Genomic DNA, 17367 nt, shown 5'->3' with positions numbered 1-17367 from the left:
GGACCAGGATAGGCATCCGGACGCCATGACTCGAATCCCCCGCCCCGGTTCTGGGAAATGTCACGTCTGGACGCCGCCTCCTCAGGCACGCACGGGGGTGCTGAGCATCCCCCAGTCCTCCAGGCCGTCGTAGAGCGGGAAGTCGAGGGCGAGACGCGACACCCGGCCACGCAACGCGGACACGTCGGCCGCGGTCCCACCGGCGAGCGCGGTGGCGATGATGTCGGCGACCTCGGTGAACTGCTCGGCGCCGAAGCCTCGGGTGGCCAGCGCCGGGGTGCCGATCCGCAGACCCGAGGTGACCATCGGCGGCCGGGGGTCGAAGGGCACCGCGTTGCGGTTGACGGTGATGCCGACCTGGTGCAGGAGGTCCTCCGCCTGCTGGCCGTCGAGTTCACTGTTGCGCAGGTCGACGAGAACCAGGTGCACGTCGGTGCCGCCGGTGAGGACCGAGACACCCGACGACGCGACGTCGGAGCCGGTGAGACGGTCGGCGAGGATGCGTGCACCCTCCAGCGTGCGCTTCTGGCGATCGCGGAACTCGTCGGTCATGGCGATCTTGAAGGTGACCGCCTTGGCCGCGATCGCATGCATCAGCGGCCCACCCTGCTGACCCGGGAACACCGCGGAGTTCAGCTTCTTGCCCCACTCCTTCTTGGCCAGGATCAGACCGGACCGGGGGCCACCGAGCGTCTTGTGCACCGTGGTCGACACCACGTCGGCGTGAGGTACCGGCGACGGGTGCAGATCCGCCGCGACGAGGCCGGCGAAGTGGGCCATGTCGACCCAGAGGTATGCGCCCACCTCGTCGGCGATGGACCGGAACGCCTCGAAGTCGAGGGTGCGGGGGTACGCCGACCACCCGGCGACGATCACCTTGGGCTGCTCCGCCTTCGCGATCGACCGGACCTCGTCCATGTCGATCCGGTGGTCTTCCTTGCTGACCCCGTAGGCGGCGGTCTCGTAGAGCTTGCCGGAGAAGTTGAGCCGCATCCCGTGGGTGAGGTGACCGCCGTGCGCGAGGTCGAGGCCGAGCAGCTTCTCCCCCGGCTCCATCAGCGTCATCAGCACCGCCGCGTTGGCCGATGCGCCGGAGTGCGGCTGCACGTTGGCGAACTCGGCGCCGAACAGCTCCTTGGCCCGGTCGCGGGCGATGTCCTCGACGACGTCGACGTACTCGCAGCCGCCGTAGTAGCGCCGACCGGGATAGCCCTCGGCGTACTTGTTGGTCAGCACGCTGCCCTGCGCCTGCAGCACCGCGCGCGGCACGAAGTTCTCCGACGCGATCATCTCGAGGGTGTCGCGCTGCCGGCTCAACTCCCCGTTCATCGCGGCGGCGACGTCGGGGTCGATCTCGGCCAGCGAGGCGGTGGTCAGGTCGTCAGCGCTCATGGGGCTCAGTCTATGGCGACGGCGTCAGGACGCGAGTTCGGCCCTGAGCGCCGCCGGGGTGAGCGGTTCGTCGAGGAGTCGACCGAAGCGACGCAGCGAGTCACCGTGCGGGTCGGCGTCGAGCCAGGTGCCGAGCAGGCGGTAGCCCTCGACGTAGGTGCTGATGTAGGCGCGCCACAGCGGCGACGACAGGAACCGCAGCATCTGTCGAGCCCGGGCCGGCGTCGCGAGCAGCCAGCGCTGCAGATGGTCGGCGACGGCGTCAACGTGTTCACCCCGGTCGTGCAGGAGCAACGCCGCGTCCTGGCGGACGGCCAGCAGCCCACCGGTGGCCCGCGCGATCCGCTCCGCGCGCTCGCCGTCGAACCGGAGTCCCAGGTCGGCGTAGATCTCCTGCGCCCATCGGCCCCACCCGTCGCCCACCGCGGCGTGCAGGGCATGGTCGGCCAGTCCCTCCGCCATGAGGCACTGCGGGGTGTTCACCAGGAAGATGGTCTGCTCCCGCTGCCCGCCGCCGACGAGAATCTGTTCCTTGCGGCAGTGTTCGGTGTGGTGGCCCGGGTACGCCTCGTGCGCGATGAGGTGCGGCAGCGACGACATGTACTGGGTGAGGTCACCGTTGATCGCCACCCGGGACCGGTGGTCACCGAGGTAGTAGTTGAACCCCGACCACGGCTTGTCGGACACGACCTCGATCTCGACGGTCTCGTCGTCGGGGAGCGGGAAACTCGCGCGGACGCGGTCCCGCAGCGCCGAGGTGAACGCCGCGACGCACTCGTCGAGGCGGTCGGAGGGGATCTCGTCGGAGGCGCGGTGGGCCTGGTAGCGCTCGGCGAGCGGGCCCGCCCCGGGCAACAGCTCGGCCAGCTCGGCGTGCGCGGCCCGGTAGACGTCGGGGTCCTCGAGGACGATGTCGACGTCGAAGTAGGCGTGCACCTCGTCGACGAACCCGATCTCCTCACCCGCGAAGTGCCGCGCCGAGCACTCCATCGCGGCCAGATGCGCGTCGAGGAAGGCCCGCCGGTCGGCGGGCAATGCGGACCCGGCGACATCGGTCCGCAACCCCCGGATGCGGTCGCGCAGCCGGACGGGATCGGGCCGAGGGCCCTCGGCGACCTCCGCGCGCAGCCGGGGATCGCCGGTGTAGGCGTCGACGAATCCCTCCTCCAGCCGGTCGAACGCGAGGCCGATACGGAGGTACTCGGTGACGAGGTCGTCGCTGGGCATGACTGCGACGGTAACCACCCCCGGGTGTCGCCGCGACGGTGTATCGGTGACACTTGTCGGCATGTCGCGTGACACCCCGACCGGCTGCGGCCTCGTGATCCGGGCGACATGTCACGGATGACAGAACCGAGCCCGTACATCGAGCTCGACCGTCGGCAGTGGCGCACGCTGCGCCAATCGGTCCCTCTCGCGATGAACGAGGAGGAGCTGGGCACCTACCGCGGTCTCGGTGAACAGATCGACCTCTCCGAGGTCGCCGACGTCTACCTCCCGCTGTCGCGACTGATCCACCTCCAGGTCGCCGCCCGCCAACGCCTGTTCGCGGCGACGTCGACGTTCCTCGGCGAACGCAACCCCGAACGCCAGGTGCCGTTCGTGATCGGTGTGGCGGGCAGCGTCGCGGTCGGCAAGTCGACGACCGCCCGTGTGCTGCAGGCACTCCTGTCACGGTGGGACGCGCATCATCGGGTGGACCTGGTGACCACCGACGGCTTCCTCTACCCCACCCGGGAGCTTCGCCGCCGAGGCATCATGCACCGCAAGGGTTTTCCCGAATCCTACGACCGTCGGGCGTTGCTGCGGTTCGTGACCGAGGTCAAGTCGGGGGCGCGGGACGTCAGCGCCCCGGTGTACTCGCATCTCTCGTACGACATCGTCAAGGGCGAGCGCCACCACGTCCGCCAACCCGACATCCTGATCCTCGAGGGGCTCAACGTACTACAGACCGGACCGCGCCTGATGGTGTCGGACCTGTTCGACTTCTCGGTCTACGTCGACGCCCGCATCGAGGACATCGAGGACTGGTACGTCAAGCGGTTCCTCGCGATGCGGTCGACGGCGTTCGCGAACCCCAACTCCCACTTCCACGCCTACGCCTCGCTGAACGACATCGACGCGACCGAGGCGGCGCGCGACATCTGGCACGGGATCAACCTGCCGAACCTGGTGCAGAACATCCTGCCCACCCGCCCGCGCGCGACGCTGGTCCTGCGCAAGGACGCCGACCACTCCATCAACCGGGTGCGCCTGCGCAAGATCTGATCCACCCGCGGGTGGCGCGTCCGGCGCTCAGCGACCGAAACGACGACTGCGCGCACCGTAGTCGCGCAACGCCCGCAGGAAGTCGACGCGACGGAACTCCGGCCAGTACGCGTCGGTGAACCAGATCTCGGAGTACGCGCTCTGCCACAACAGGAACCCTGACAACCGCTGCTCCCCCGAGGTCCGGATGACGAGGTCGGGATCGGGCTGTCCGCGGGTGTAGAGGTGGGCGTCGATCGCGTCGACGGTGACCGCGTCGACGAGATCGTGGGGATCGATGCCGTCGGTCACCGTGTCGGCAAGCAGCGACCGCACCGCGTCGACGATCTCCTGGCGACCGCCGTAGCCGACAGCGACGTTGACGTGCAGCCCGGTCCGGTCGGCGGTGCGCTCCTCGGCGGTCTTCAGTCGCTGTGCGACAGGTTCGGGGAGCTGGTCGAGGGTGCCGACGATCTTCACTCGCCAGCGCTCACCCGGTGCGGAGATCTCGTCGACGATGTCGGGGACGATCTCCATCAGTGCGTCGAGTTCATCCGACGCCCGGTTGAGGTTCTCGGTCGAGAGCAGATAGATGGTCACCGTCTCGATGGAGAGTTCGGCGGACCAGCGGAGCATCTCGGCGATCTTCTGCGCCCCCACCCGGTGCCCGTGGCTGACGTCCTCGAAACCGGCCTCGCGGGCCCACCGCCTGTTGCCGTCGCAGATGATCGCGATGTGCCGGGGGAGCCGCTCGCGGTCCATCAGCTGGACGAGCCGCCCCTCGTAGACCCGGTACAGGGGTCCACGTACACCGGTGGGGATCAGCTTCACGCCAGCAGAGACTACTCGCGACTTCTGTGGACGCCGCCGCCCCGCGCCGAACCTACGGTACCGTAGGTTTTCTCCGTACAACCTGGATGGAGGTCTCGATGTCGCTCTCCTCGGATGCGACCGACGGCACCGGAGATCCGCAGCGACCGATCGTCGACGCGTTGTCGGACATCGTCGCCGACCTGCGCCCGCGGATGCGGGGGTGGATCCACCTCTACGCGGGGTTCGTGGCCATCGCGATCGGCGTCGTCCTGGTCGTCGTGTCGGCGATCGTGGCCGGCGGCGTGGCCGCCGCGGCCTGCGCCGTGTACGCGGTGACGGTGTGCGGAGTGTTCGGCGTCAGCGCGACCTACCACCGCGTGCACTGGAGCACCGCATCGGCCCGTACATGGATGAAGCGCGCCGACCACTCGATGATCTTCGTGTTCATCGCGGGCAGCTACACCCCGTTCTGCGTCCTCGCTCTGCCCTCACCGACCCGCTGGATCGTGCTCGGCGTCGTCTGGGGCGGAGCCCTCGCCGGGGTGGCCCTCAAGATGGCGTGGCCGAGCGCACCGCGATGGCTGGGTGTGCCCCTCTATCTTCTGCTCGGGTGGACGATCGTCGTCGTCGCCCCGACGCTCGTCCACGAGGCGGGCGTCACCGTGCTGGTTCTCCTCGCCGTGGGCGGTGTCCTCTACAGCGGAGGCGCGATCCTCTATGCGACGCGGTGGCCCAACCCGTGGCCGACGACCTTCGGCCACCACGAGTTCTTCCACGCCGCGACGGTCGTCGCGGCGCTGGTGCACTACATCGCCGTGTGGATGGTGGTCGTGGGAGCCGCGTAGGTCCGATACGACGTCACGGGTACCCGTGGCGGCGTTACGGGTAGGTGTGATCACGAATAGCTCAGTGTGCGAGCAGTTTTCGTCCGTGAGAGTTGTCGGACCCCTCGTGTACACATGTGCGTATGGAGCAGACCGGCATCGTCGACGCCCGTGAGGCGCTGCGTGGTGTCATGGCTGTGCTGGCCGACCTACCGGCCGCCGGTGATGAGGCCGAGGCGGTCGACCGCATCTCGCTGATGGAGTCGATCAAATCGGCGTGTGCCGCCGGGCAAGCCGCCGACACCCTGCGCCTGCAGGAGTTGCGGTCCGCGGCGGAGGCCGAGCGCGGGGTACCGGTCGAGCGACGCTGCCGCGGGTTGTCGGCGGAGGTGGCGTTGGCGCGGCGGGTGTCGGGTAACGCCGGCGGCCGGTATCTGGGGTTCGCCCGGGCGATGGGCGAGATGCCGAACACCTTCGCACGTCTCCGAGACGGATCCCTGTCGGAGTGGCGGGCCACCATCCTGGTCCGCGAAACCGGCTACCTGCAGGTGGAGGACCGTCGGGCGATCGACGACGCCCTGTGCGCGGATCCCAAGACGCTCGACGGTGTGGGTGATCGGGCGGTGGAGGCGTTGGCGAAGCGGATCGCCTACTCCCGTGACCCGCACGCCGTGGTCGATCGCAACGCCTCGGCCCCGAAGGACCGGCGGGTGAGCCTGCGACCGAAACCCGATGCCATGGTGCAACTGTCTGCGTTGTTGCCGATGACCGCGGGCATCGCCGCCTACGCCGCCCTGAAGAAGCAAGCCGATCTGATCTGTCAGTCCGACGACCGCACCCACGCCCAGGTCATGGCCGACACCCTGCTGCGTCGGCTCACCGGGGTGGCTGTGCCCGGGGCGGTGCCCCTCGCCGTCGAGGTCGTCATACCCGCCGACGTTCTCACCGGTGCAAGTGACGCCGCGGCGGATGTTCCGGGCTACGGCCCGATCCCCGCCGCCACCGCGCGGGATCTGATCGCCGACGCCCTCGACCACGACACGACAGTCACTCTGCGCAGGTTGTTCGCCGCACCGAAGATTGGCGCGCTGGTCGCGATGGAATCCCGGGCGCGCCTGTTCCCGACAGGCCTACGCCGATTCCTGACCCGCCGCGACGTGTCGTGTCGGATCCCGTACTGCGACGCCCCGATCGCCGAGATCGACCACGCCCACCCCCACCACGACGGCGGCGCCACGGACGCCCTCAACGGCCTCGGGGAATGCCGCACCCACAACCGGCAGAAAGAGAACCCCGGCTGGCAGGTCACCACCAACCTCGACGACCACGGCCACCACGAAGCCCTCGTCCGCACACCCACCGGACACGAACACCGATCCCGCGCACCCGCGCGGCCGGACGACACGGCTGCCTGAGCCGCGGACAGGGTGGTTTTAGGTCCGGCGGGTGCCTATGTGGTCGCGCGGCGGGACCGCCCTGCGCGCTGCGCGGCGGCGAGGTCACCGAGCACGTCGACGGTGGTGTCGAAATCCATGCACGCGTCGGTCACCGACCGGCCGTAGACGAGTGGGCGCGCGGACGGCGACTGCGCACCCTCGACGAGGAAGCTCTCGAGCATCACCCCGGCGATCGCCCGGCTTCCACCGGCGACCTGTGCGGCGACGTCGGCCGCGACGATCGGCTGACGGCGGTGGTCCTTGCCCGAGTTCGCGTGGGAGCAGTCGACCATCACGCGGTCGGTGATCCCAGCGGTGCTACAGGCCGCACTCGCCGCCGCGACCGAACCGGCGTCGGAGTTCACCCCATTGCGGCCGCCCCGCAGGATGACGTGGCAGTCCTCGTTGCCCGCGGTCTCGACCACCGCGGCGCGGCCGTCCCCGTCGACCCCGAAGAACGTGTGCGATCCGGCCGCGGCGCGGACACCGTCGACGGCGGCCTGCAGGTCGCCGTCGGTGCCGTTCTTGAACCCGATCGGCATCGACAGGCCGGACGCGAGCTGCCGGTGGACCTGCGACTCGGTGGTCCGGGCGCCGATGGCGCCCCAGGAGACGGTGTCGGCGATGTATTGCGGACTGGTGGGCTCGAGGAACTCGCACCCGATCGGCAGACCGCGCTCGACGATGTCGAGCAGCAGCGACCGCGCGACCCGCAGACCACGCGGGATGTCGTGACTTCCGTCCATGTCCGGGTCGTTGATGAGGCCCTTCCACCCGACGGTGGTGCGGGGCTTCTCGAAGTAGACGCGCATCACGACGAGCAGGTCGTCGGCGAGGTCGCCGGCGGTTGCCGCGAGTCGGTCGGCGTAATCGAGCGCGGCCACCGGGTCGTGCACGGAGCACGGCCCGACGACCACGAGCATCCGGTCGTCGCGGCCGGCGAGGACGTCGGCGATCTGCTCGCGATGGCCCCGGACCCGATCGGCCGAGGTGGGCCCCAGTGGCAGCTCGTCGATTAGCTCACGAGGCCCCGGCAGGGCGCGGATGCGCCGGACACGGGTGTCGGTGAGCGGGGATCTGTCCGAGATGACGGTCATGCGTGTGCCTTTCGAGAGAGGGCACACGTCGCGACTGCATCCGGCGCCCTGATGACAGAAAGAGCAGCGACCAGATGGTCACTGCTCTCGGGGCTCCGGGGGAGGTGTCGCGGCTACGTCCGGGGGGACGCTCCATCGTCGGCTCCACCCGGAGCCTCGATAAAGCGCCAGCGATAGGCGCAGCCGGTGGTGATCACGCCGCAAGGCTAGCAGAGGCGATGAACGTCCATTCTTTGCGAAGTCGAATTGTGGGTTCTCACAGCAGTGATCGAAGCCGACATCTCGGCCAGTTCGTGAGCCTAACGTTCCGTTCCGGAAGTGACCGACATCACGGCCCTTCGTCCCACCCCGAGTCCTGGAGGACTGTCTGAGATGACCATGCACACGCGCACTCGCACCACCATCGGTTCGCTCGCCGCAGCGGCCGCCGTCGTCGGCGTGACCCTCGGAGCCGGCCTCGCCGACGCCGCGACCATCTCCCCCGCGAACACCGCGTTCAGCGCCCCGGGAACCATCACGGTGACCACGCCGGCATCGTTCAACGTCCCGGTCACGTGCAACATCGTGTTCTCCGGATCGGTCAACGCCGACGGCTCGGCCGCCACCATCACCGACGCCAAGGTCAGCGGCAGCAACTTCCTGTGCACGGTGCCGAAGATCCAGAACCTGCCGTGGACGCTGACCCCCACCAGCGCGACGACCGGCACCGTCTCGAACGTCGCCTTCTCGGTGCTGTCCAGCAACTGCGGTCCGGCAACGCTGTCCGGTTCGTTCGACAACATGACCAACACGCTGTCGTCCACCGACCAGCCGCTGTCGGGCAACTGCACCATCAACAACCTGTCGGTGAAGCCCGACCCCGCCTTCACGCTGTCCTGACGACCACACCGTCCTGACGATCCACCCCACGCACACGGCCCCGTCGCGGATCTCCGCGGCGGGGCCGTGTGGCGTGACGGGTGCAGGTCACTCGGTGTGCGGCGGACGCCTCGGCGGCGCGTCCGGACCGACGGCCGGATCGTCTCCAGTCGACGGCGGCCCGGGTACGTCGACCGCGGAGGCATCCGTGCCCTCGTCGGCAGCCTGGTCGAGCGCGGGATCGTCGCGGTTGAAACTCGCGGGGAGCTTGCGCAGATGCCGGCTCATCGAGCGGATGAGGAAGACGGTCGCGACCAACAACACCAGGACGATGAGCAGTCCGAGCGGACTGGCCTTGCCGAACTCGGGGCCGTCGGCGTCGCGGGCGAGTACCTCGACGACCGGCGACGAGACCAGCAGACCTGCGGTGGTCACGCCGACACCTCGTCGGGTTCGTCGGCGTCGATCCCGGTGAACAGGTCGGTCTCCGGGATGGACGTCTTGACGCGGGTGCGCGCCAGCTCGAACTCGTCGGTCGGCCACAGCCGCTGCTGCCACTCCAGCGGCACGGCGAAGAACATGCCGTTCGGGTCGATCTGGGTGGCGTGTGCGCGCAGCGCCTCGTCCCGCTGCGGGAAGTACTCACCGCTGGTGATCTGGGTGGTCACGCGGCCCATGAGATCCCCACGGCTGGGGTCCCAGTTCGCGAGCCATTCCGCGAACGGGCTCTCCTGCCCGTGCTTGGCGAACTCGTCGGAGAACAGGATCATCCGGTCCCGGATGAACCCGTGGGTGTAGTAGATCTTCGACACGGCCCAGGGCTCGCCCGCCTCGGGGTACGCCGACGGGTCGGCGGCGGCCTCGAAGGCGGCCATCGACACCTCGTGGCAGCGGATGTGGTCGGGATGCGGATACCCGCCCCGCTCGTCATAGGTGATCATCACGTGCGGCCGGAACTCGCGGACGACCTCGACCAGTTTCCCGGTCGACTCCTCGAGGGGGACCAGGGCGAAGCAGCCCTCGGGCAGCGGGGGCAGCGGATCACCTTCCGGCAGACCCGAATCGACGTATCCCAACCATCGGTGCGAGACCCCGAGCGCGGCGACGGCCTTGGCCATCTCCTCGCGCCGGACCTCGACGATGTTGTCCTTGATCCCCGGCAGGTCCATCGCGGGGTTCAGGATGTCGCCACGCTCGCCACCGGTCAGCGTGACGACCATCACCTCGTTGCCCTCGGCCGCGTATCGGGCCATCGTGGCGGCACCCTTGCTCGCCTCGTCATCGGGGTGGGCGTGCACCGCCATCAATCGAAGGCCACTCACCAGCACAGCTCCACTTCTCGCGCTCTCGTTCTCGACGCGGACCATTCTCCCACCGTCGGCGACCACCGCCGACCGCAGGGCGCGCAGAGGCGGATGCCGGGTCGTCTGCGACGAGGTCGAACACAGGGTCGCGTGCTACATCTGATGCATGACCATCGGTCCGGACCCCTCTGCCACAGGTGCGCAGCAGACGCCTGCGGGGCGCTACCCCACCGGACGGTCGCCGAAGCGGCGTCGGCAGTGGTTGATCGGCCTGTCGGTGCTCGTGGTGATCGCGGGCGTCGGGATCGCCTGGGTCGGCTACAGCCGCTTCGCCGACCCGCCGGTGGCCGGAGAGGGCACCGGCTACAACATCGTCGACAGCTCGACTGTCGACGTGAGCTTCACGGTGACCCGCAACGATCCGGGACGCGCGGTCGCCTGCGTCGTCCGGGCGCGGTCGCGCGACGGTGCGGAGACGGGCCGACGTGAGGTGCTGATCCCACCGGGCGACTCGCAACAGACCGCGGTGGAGTCCCGCGTGCGGACGACCGGTCCGCCGGCGATCGGTGAAGTGTTCGGGTGCAGCACCACGGTGCCGCCGTACCTCACCGCGAGCGGCGGGTAGTCGGGCCGCTGCAGCCCAGATCGGTGCCGATCGCGCCGCGAGCGGCATAATCGCCTGCCATGACCACCGCCAAGTCTGGGCGGCCGGTCCCACACACCGACGACAGTCAGCGGGCCACGCGCCCGGTGGGTCCGGCCTTCGCCAGCCTCTCCAGCCCCTACTTCCCCACCCTCGTCGCGCTGTTCGTCGGCGTGATGATCATCAGCAACATCACCGGCACGAAGGGCGTCACGCTCTTCCCGTCCCTGTCGTTCGACCTGGGACCCCTGTCGGTGCACGGCCTCGTCACCGACGGCGCCTTCTACCTGTTCCCGCTGGCCTACGTCCTCGGCGACGTGATCAGCGAGGTCTACGGCTTCCGCGCGATGCGTCGCGTGATCTTCTCCGGGTTCGGCGTCCTGCTGCTGGCGTCGCTGTGTTTCTGGATCACCATCGAACTGCCGGCCGCGGACTTCTACGACGGCCAGGAGGCGTTCCGCACCGTCGCCGGCGTGGTCCCGCAGTTCCTGCTCGCCGGGTTGTCGGGGTATCTCGTCGGCGAGTTCCTCAACTCCTACGTCATGGTGCGGATGAAGGCCCGCAGCGGCGAACGCCGCTTGTGGGCCCGGCTGATCAGCTCGACCGTCGTCGGCGAGTTCGCCGACACCCTGGTGTTCTGCTCGATCGCGGCATCGGCTCTGGGGATCTCGACGTGGCAGGACTTCGTCAACTACACCGTCGTCGGGTTCGTGTGGAAAACCCTCGTCGAGGTGGCGGTCATGCCGATCACGTATGCCGTCGTCGCGCGGCTGAAGACGGCCGAACCGAGCTACCAGGAAGCACTCGCCGCACGTCGACCGGAGCAGTGACCAGCACAAAACGCATCGGCCAATTCGTACACATGGGGTAGTATCGAACGATGCACGGCTCCGAGAGGGGCCGTGTTGCTGCATTCAGCAGGTGCTACGCAGCGGCACTGCGGCCCGACGCGGGCACGAAATCATGGCGAGGAGCGAGACGATGACCGACACCCAGGTGACGTGGCTGACCCAGGAGTCCCACGATCGGCTGAAGAACGAGTTGGACTCCCTCATCGCGAACCGACCCGTCATCGCCGCCGAGATCAACGAGCGTCGCGAAGAGGGCGACCTCAAGGAGAACGGCGGCTACCACGCGGCGCGCGAGGAGCAGGGGCAGCAGGAGGCACGGATCCGCCAGCTGCAGGAGTTGCTCAACAACGCGAAGGTCGGCGAGGCCCCGACGCAGTCGGGGGTGGCGCTTCCGGGTTCGGTCGTCAAGGTCTACTACGACGGCGACGAGTCCGACACCGAGACGTTCCTCATCGCGACGCGCGAAGAGGGTTCCGGCGACGGCAAACTCGAGACCTACTCCCCCAGCTCTCCGCTGGGGGCGGCGCTCATCGACGCCAAGGTCGGCGACACCCGTGAGTACACCGTGCCGTCCGGCGCGGTCATCAAGGTGACGCTGGTCAGCGCGGAGCCCTACCACTCCTGATCCATCCGGTCCTCGACAGCCCGCGTCATTCGACGCGGGCTGTCGTCGTCTGTGGGAGACGCGGTCGCCCGGCGCTGATCAGTCGACGTATCCCGCCGCGGCGAGGGCGGCGCGTACCTCGGTCTGGTGCTCGGGTCCGCGCGTCTCGAGACTGACCGTCACCTGCACCTCGCCGAGGCGCAGCTCCCCCGAGACACGGGAGTGGATGACGTCGACGACGCTGGCCTCGGTGTCGCGCAGCGTCTCCAGCAACTGCGCCAGGCCACCCGGCCTGTCGGGAACCGTGACGGACACCGTGAGGTAGCGGCCCGCGGCCTGCAGACCGTGGGTGGTGAGGTGCGACAGCAGCAACGGGTCGACATTCCCGCCGGAGAGCACGACGCACACCTTCCCGGACAACGCCGGCGCGTCCGGGGCCATCAGCGCTGCGACGGCGACCGCACCCGCGGGTTCCACGAGGAGCTTGGCGCGCTCGAGCATGAGCAGCACCGCACGACTGATGAGATCCTCTCCCACGGTGAGGATCTCATCGACGAGGGACTCGACATGGGTGAAGGTGACGTCGCCGGGCATGGCGACCGCGATGCCGTCGGCCATGGTGTTCATCGACTCCGCGCGCACGGGCTTGCCGGCCGCGATCGACCCCGGCCACGCGGCGGCGGCCTCCGCCTGCACCCCGATCACGCGCACGTCGGGACGGGTGACCTTGATCGCCGCGGCCACCCCGGCCAGCAGTCCGCCACCGCCGAGCGGCACCACCACCGTCGTCACGTCGGGCATCTGCTCGAGGACCTCGACGCCGACCGTCGCCTGCCCGGCGACGATGTCCTCGTGATCGAACGGGTGGATGAGGACGGCACCGGTCTCGTCGGCGAATCGTCGTGCCTCGACGAGGCTCTCGTCGATGATCGCCCCGGACAGCACCACCTCGGCGCCGTACGCACGCGTCGCCGACACCTTCGGCAGAGATGCGCCGGTGGGCATGTAGACGCGGGCTGGGATGCCGAGCGTGCTCGCCGACCACGCCACGCCCTGCGCGTGGTTGCCCGCGCTCGCCGCGACCACACCCCGTGCGCGCTCCTCGGCGGACAGCCCCGCGATCCGCACGTACGCGCCCCGCGGTTTGAACGAGCCCGTCCGTTGCAGGTTCTCGCATTTGAGCCACACGTCGCCGCCGCACATGTCCGACAGCGCCCGCGAGGCCACCATCGGGGTCCGTCTCATGACCGGCGACAGCGTCGCGACCGCGTGCTCGATCTGTGCGGGGGTGATGTTCACACCCTCGACGCTATCGCCGAACTGCGATCGAATCCTGTCGGTGCCGCCAGAGATCCCTTAGATCCCGGCGGTGGACTACAGACATGACCATCACAGCAACGCTCACCGTCACCGACGCCACCGACGTCGAGGTCGCCCAGGAACTGCTGCGCAGGGGCCACCATGTCGTCGTCGAGGGCGACGACCTCCTGCTCCTGATGGAGGCCGTGCGCGGGTTCGGCGCGCCGCGGGCCACCGTCGTCGCGACCGCGCCCGCACGCGACTCCGTCGCGCTCGCGGCCTGAGGTTCAGCCCAACGCGCTCTCGAGGTCGCCGACGAGATCGGCGACGTCCTCGATCCCGACCGACAGTCGGACGAGGTTCGCGGGCACCTCGAGCAGGGAGCCGGCGGTCGACGCGTGCGTCATCGCGGCCGGGTGCTCGATGAGCGACTCGATCCCGCCCAACGACTCGGCGAGCGTGAACACCTCGGTGCGCGCGCAGAACTCCTGCGCCGCAGCGGGACCGCCCGACACCAGGACGGAGATCATGCCGCCGAACCGACGCATCTGCCGAGCTGCCACGGCGTGCCCGGGGTGCGACTCGACGCCCGGGTAGAGCACCGCCTCGATCTTCGGGTGGCCGGACAGGAACTCGACGATCTTCTCGGCGTTGTCGCTGTGACGGTCCATCCGCACCGCGAGCGTCTTGATCCCGCGCATCGTCAGGTAGGCGTCGAACGGGCCGGGCACCGCGCCGGCGCCGTTCTGCAGGAACGCGAGGTCCGCATCGAGGGACTCGTCGTCGGTCACGAGCGCGCCCCCGACGACGTCGGAGTGACCACCGAGGTATTTCGTCGTCGAGTGCAACGCGACGTCGGCGCCGAGCGCGAGCGGCTGCTGCAGGTACGGCGAGGCGAAGGTGTTGTCGACGACCAGACGCGCCCCGCCCTCGTGCGCGACACCCGACAGCGCCTCGATGTCACCGACGTTGAGCAGCGGGTTGGTGGGTGTCTCCACCCACACGAGCTTCGTCGCCGGCGTGATGGCCGCGCGGACGGCGTCGACGTCGGACACCGGCGCCACCGAATACGTGATGCCCCACTGCGTGAACACCTTGTCGATCAGGCGGAAGGTCCCGCCGTAGGCGTCGTTCGGGATGACGAGATGGTCCCCGGGCCGCAGCGTCGCCCGCAGGAGCGCGTCGGTCGCGGCCATCCCGGACGAGAACGCCCGCGCGTACGCACCGCCCTCGATGCCGGCGAGGTTGCCCTCGAGCGCCTGTCGGGTCGGGTTGCCGGTCCGGGCGTACTCGAACCCGCCACGCAGCCCGCCCACGCCGTCCTGCGCGAACGTGGAGCTCGCGTAGATGGGCGGGTTGACCGCACCGGTGAGCGGATCGGGTTCGTAACCGGCGTGGATCGCCTTGGTACCGAACCCCTGCCACCGACCCGCGTCGGCCCGACTGCGCTGTTCAGACATGCGCCCAGCCTATCGCCGGGCGGATGACGCGATCAGAGGCGGCCGGAGCTGACGAACGCGAGCAGGTCGTGGCGGGTGATGACCCCGATGGGCTTGCCGTCCTCGACCACCATCAGCGCGTCGGACTCGCCGAGGGCCTTGGTCGCCGCGGACACCTGCTCGCCCGCACCGATCAGCGGCAGGGCCTCGCCCATGTGTGCCGAGACGGGATCGGCCAGGCTCGCCCGCCCCTCGAACACGGCGCTGAGCAGCTCGCGTTCGCTGACCGCCCCCGCGACCTCGCCGGCCATGATGGGCGGCTCGGCGCCGACCACCGGCATCTGCGACACCTCGAACTCCCGCAGGATCTCGATCGCGTCGCGCAGGGTCTCCGACGGGTGGGTGTGCACGAAGTCCGGCAGCGAGCCCGACTTGCCGCGCAGCACGTCGCCGACCGTCGGCTCGGCGGCCTCCTTGCCGTCGAGCGGGGTCCGCAGGAACCCGTAGCTGCGCATCCAGTTGTCGTTGAAGATCTTGCCCATGTAGCCGCGGCCGCCGTCGGGCAGCAACACCACGACCAGCGCGTCGGGGCCCTCGCGCTCGGCGACGCGCAGCGCGGCCACCATCGCCATGCCGCAGGAGCCGCCGACGAGCAGCCCCTCCTCACGGGCGAGGCGACGGGTCATCTCGAAGGAGTCGGCGTCGGAGACGGCGATGATCTCGTCGGGGATGGACGGGTCGTAGGCGCTGGGCCAGAAATCCTCACCGACACCCTCGACGAGGTACGGCCGTCCGGTGCCACCGGAGTACACCGAGCCCTCGGGGTCGGCGCCGATGACCTTCACGCGTCCGTCGGACATCTCCTTGAGGTAGCGACCCGTGCCCGTGATGGTGCCGCCGGTGCCCACACCTGCGACGAAGTGGGTGATCTTGCCGTCGGTGTCGGCCCAGATCTCCGGACCGGTCGTCTCGTAGTGGCTCTGCGGACCCGCGGGGTTCGCATACTGGTTCGGCTTCCAGGCACCGTCGATCTCACGCACCAGGCGATCGGAGACGCTGTAGTAGCTGTCCGGGTTGTCCGGGGCGACCGCGGTGGGGCACACGACGACCTCGGCGCCGTAGGCACGCAGAACGTTGCGCTTGTCCTCGCCGACCTTGTCCGGGCAGACGAACACGCAGTGGTATCCGCGCTGCTGCGCCACCAGGGCCAGGCCCACGCCGGTGTTGCCCGACGTCGGTTCGACGATGGTGCCGCCGGCCTTCAGCTCACCCGACGCCTCGGCGGCGTCGACCATCTTGACCGCGATGCGGTCCTTCGACGAGCCACCCGGGTTGAGGTACTCGACCTTTGCGGCCACCGTGCCCGAGTTCGGGGCGACGACCGAGTGGACCTTCACCAACGGGGTGCCGCCGACCAGGTCGACGATGTGATCAGCGATGCGCATGCCTCCATCGTTCCAGACCGGCGACGGCCGCGGGTGTCCGATGTGTCCCTGGCGAACACGGGACGGGTCACCCCCTGGTGGCACGCCTGTCGGAGACCGTCACGGCCGGTCGACGCCGTACCCTGGCGCCGTGCCACCTTCTCGTCGACGGATCGCACGTGACGTCGCGACGACCGCGGCCGCGACCGCCGGCAGCGCCGGCGCCGGCTGGGCGGCGTGGACCTTCCTCAACGGGCAGGCCCGGATCGCGCGCCAGGTCATCCCGCATCGCACCGACAACGCCCCCAACGGCGACGGGCTCTACCGGCCCGACGGGTCCGGGCCCGAGCGCATCCGCCCCGGCGTCGTCGCCGACCTGCACCTCATGGTCTTCGGCGACTCCACCGCCGCCGGCCTCGGCGCCGAGGTCGCCGACGAGACCCCGGGCGTCCAGCTCACCCGCATGCTCTCGCGGGAGACCGGTCGCACGGTCCGGTTGAGCACCAAGGCGATCGTCGGTGCGACATCACGCGGTCTGGCCGGGCAGGTCGACGCGATGCTCATCGCCGGCCCACCGCCCGACCTCGCGGTGATCCTCATCGGCGCGAACGACATCACGGCGGTGAACCACATCCGCCCCTCGGCGAAGCGACTCGGTGCGGCGGTTCGCCGCCTCGTCGAGGTCGACGCGAAGGTCATCGTCGGCACCTGCCCGGACATCGGCGTGGTCACCGCGATCCCCCAACCGCTGCGCACCGTGCTCCGGCAGTGGGGGTTCCAGCTGGCCCGCGCCCAGGCGAACGAGGTCCGCGCCGCCGGGGGCCGCCCCGTACCCCTGGCCGACCTCCTCGCCCGGGAGTTCCTCGCCGCGCCCGAACGCATGTTCTCCGCCGACCACTACCACCCGTCCGCCGCGGGCTACCTCCTCGCGGCGCAGACGCTGCTGCCCGAGGTCCTCGCCTCCATCGGTGAATGGGGGGCCGCCCCACTGCCCGACCCGCCGGAGGTGTCGGAGTTCGCCGAGAACAATCGCGTCGTCGCGCGCATCGGTCGCGCGATCGGCCGACCGCTGCGACCCCGCCGCCGGATCGACGAACCGGTGCTGCGCGAGCAGTCGGAGTCGACCGCGTAACGTC

18 protein-coding genes are annotated in these 17367 nt (G+C 69.6%); 9 read left to right on the top strand and 9 right to left on the bottom strand.

Going from position 1 to position 17367, the window contains the following annotated elements; all coding sequences use genetic code 11:
• Positions 1-81: 81 nt before the first annotated feature.
• A complete protein-coding gene (glyA, locus tag ACXVUM_RS14770; RefSeq protein ID WP_458522526.1) occupies positions 82-1392 on the bottom strand; it encodes a serine hydroxymethyltransferase in 1311 nt (436 codons plus the stop codon).
• A gap of 24 nt (positions 1393-1416) precedes the next feature.
• Complete coding sequence (locus ACXVUM_RS14765; RefSeq protein ID WP_458522525.1) at positions 1417-2619, bottom strand: DUF885 domain-containing protein; 1203 nt, start codon at positions 2617-2619, stop codon at positions 1417-1419.
• 108 nt (positions 2620-2727) lie between these two features.
• On the opposite strand from ACXVUM_RS14765, the gene coaA reads away from it, so the two are divergent.
• Positions 2728-3660, top strand: coding sequence for a type I pantothenate kinase (gene coaA / locus ACXVUM_RS14760; protein WP_458522524.1), 933 nt, complete (start codon positions 2728-2730; stop codon positions 3658-3660).
• A 27-nt stretch (positions 3661-3687) separates the two neighbouring features.
• On the opposite strand, the gene ACXVUM_RS14755 is transcribed toward coaA, so the two are convergent.
• The gene (locus tag ACXVUM_RS14755) at positions 3688-4470 is read right to left on the bottom strand and encodes an isoprenyl transferase (RefSeq protein ID WP_458522523.1); all 783 of its coding nucleotides are present in this window, start codon (positions 4468-4470) and stop codon (positions 3688-3690) included.
• Between the two features lie 194 nt (positions 4471-4664).
• On the opposite strand from ACXVUM_RS14755, the gene trhA reads away from it, so the two are divergent.
• Both trhA and ACXVUM_RS14745 read left to right on the top strand, forming a co-directional pair.
• Positions 4665-5297, top strand: coding sequence for a PAQR family membrane homeostasis protein TrhA (gene trhA, locus ACXVUM_RS14750; RefSeq protein ID WP_458522886.1), 633 nt, complete (start codon positions 4665-4667; stop codon positions 5295-5297).
• 122 nt (positions 5298-5419) lie between these two features.
• Positions 5420-6691 carry an HNH endonuclease gene (locus ACXVUM_RS14745; protein ID WP_458522522.1) on the top strand — a complete coding sequence of 424 codons (1272 nt, stop codon included), beginning with the start codon at positions 5420-5422 and terminating at the stop codon, positions 6689-6691.
• Positions 6692-6726: 35 nt separating this feature from the next.
• On the opposite strand, the gene ACXVUM_RS14740 is transcribed toward ACXVUM_RS14745, so the two are convergent.
• Positions 6727-7809, bottom strand: a complete 1083-nt coding sequence (locus ACXVUM_RS14740; RefSeq protein ID WP_458522521.1) for a 3-deoxy-7-phosphoheptulonate synthase — start codon at positions 7807-7809, stop codon at positions 6727-6729.
• A 372-nt stretch (positions 7810-8181) separates the two neighbouring features.
• Here ACXVUM_RS14740 and praA point away from each other — a divergent pair, with 372 nt between their 5' ends.
• Positions 8182-8688, top strand: coding sequence for an alkane oxidation protein activator PraA (praA, locus tag ACXVUM_RS14735; protein ID WP_458522520.1), 507 nt, complete (start codon positions 8182-8184; stop codon positions 8686-8688).
• Between the two features lie 87 nt (positions 8689-8775).
• On the opposite strand, the gene ACXVUM_RS14730 is transcribed toward praA, so the two are convergent.
• Positions 8776-9102 carry a hypothetical protein gene (locus ACXVUM_RS14730; protein ID WP_458522519.1) on the bottom strand — a complete coding sequence of 109 codons (327 nt, stop codon included), beginning with the start codon at positions 9100-9102 and terminating at the stop codon, positions 8776-8778.
• Positions 9099-9971, bottom strand: coding sequence for a mycothiol conjugate amidase Mca (gene mca / locus ACXVUM_RS14725; protein WP_458522885.1), 873 nt, complete (start codon positions 9969-9971; stop codon positions 9099-9101). Before mca ends, ACXVUM_RS14730 begins: the two co-directional genes overlap by 4 nt.
• 166 nt (positions 9972-10137) lie before the next feature.
• On the opposite strand from mca, the gene ACXVUM_RS14720 reads away from it, so the two are divergent.
• The 3 genes from ACXVUM_RS14720 (at position 10138) to greA (ending at position 12090) form a co-directional block, all read left to right on the top strand.
• A complete protein-coding gene (locus tag ACXVUM_RS14720; protein ID WP_458522518.1) occupies positions 10138-10596 on the top strand; it encodes a DUF4307 domain-containing protein in 459 nt (152 codons plus the stop codon).
• A gap of 59 nt (positions 10597-10655) precedes the next feature.
• Positions 10656-11444 carry a queuosine precursor transporter gene (locus tag ACXVUM_RS14715; protein ID WP_458522517.1) on the top strand — a complete coding sequence of 263 codons (789 nt, stop codon included), beginning with the start codon at positions 10656-10658 and terminating at the stop codon, positions 11442-11444.
• 151 nt (positions 11445-11595) lie between these two features.
• Complete coding sequence (gene greA / locus ACXVUM_RS14710; RefSeq protein WP_458522516.1) at positions 11596-12090, top strand: transcription elongation factor GreA; 495 nt, start codon at positions 11596-11598, stop codon at positions 12088-12090.
• 78 nt (positions 12091-12168) lie between these two features.
• Here greA and ilvA read toward each other — a convergent pair whose 3' ends face one another.
• On the bottom strand, positions 12169-13314 hold the full coding sequence (gene ilvA / locus ACXVUM_RS14705; RefSeq protein WP_458522884.1) for a threonine ammonia-lyase: 1146 nt from the start codon (positions 13312-13314) through the stop codon (positions 12169-12171).
• Between the two features lie 137 nt (positions 13315-13451).
• Between ilvA and ACXVUM_RS14700 the strand changes: the two genes are divergently transcribed.
• Positions 13452-13652, top strand: a complete 201-nt coding sequence (locus ACXVUM_RS14700) for a hypothetical protein (RefSeq protein WP_458522515.1) — start codon at positions 13452-13454, stop codon at positions 13650-13652.
• 3 nt (positions 13653-13655) lie between these two features.
• On the opposite strand, the gene ACXVUM_RS14695 is transcribed toward ACXVUM_RS14700, so the two are convergent.
• The gene (locus tag ACXVUM_RS14695) at positions 13656-14828 is read right to left on the bottom strand and encodes a cystathionine gamma-synthase (RefSeq protein WP_458522514.1); all 1173 of its coding nucleotides are present in this window, start codon (positions 14826-14828) and stop codon (positions 13656-13658) included.
• Positions 14829-14860: 32 nt separating this feature from the next.
• A complete protein-coding gene (locus ACXVUM_RS14690) occupies positions 14861-16252 on the bottom strand; it encodes a cystathionine beta-synthase (protein ID WP_458522513.1) in 1392 nt (463 codons plus the stop codon).
• A 130-nt stretch (positions 16253-16382) separates the two neighbouring features.
• On the opposite strand from ACXVUM_RS14690, the gene ACXVUM_RS14685 reads away from it, so the two are divergent.
• Positions 16383-17363, top strand: a complete 981-nt coding sequence (locus tag ACXVUM_RS14685) for an SGNH/GDSL hydrolase family protein (RefSeq protein WP_458522512.1) — start codon at positions 16383-16385, stop codon at positions 17361-17363.
• Positions 17364-17367: the final 4 nt, after the last annotated feature.

Source organism: Williamsia sp. SKLECPSW1 (assembly GCF_054332755.1).
Note: the sequence above shows the minus strand (reverse complement) of the source record. Positions and strands in the feature narration are given on the sequence as shown.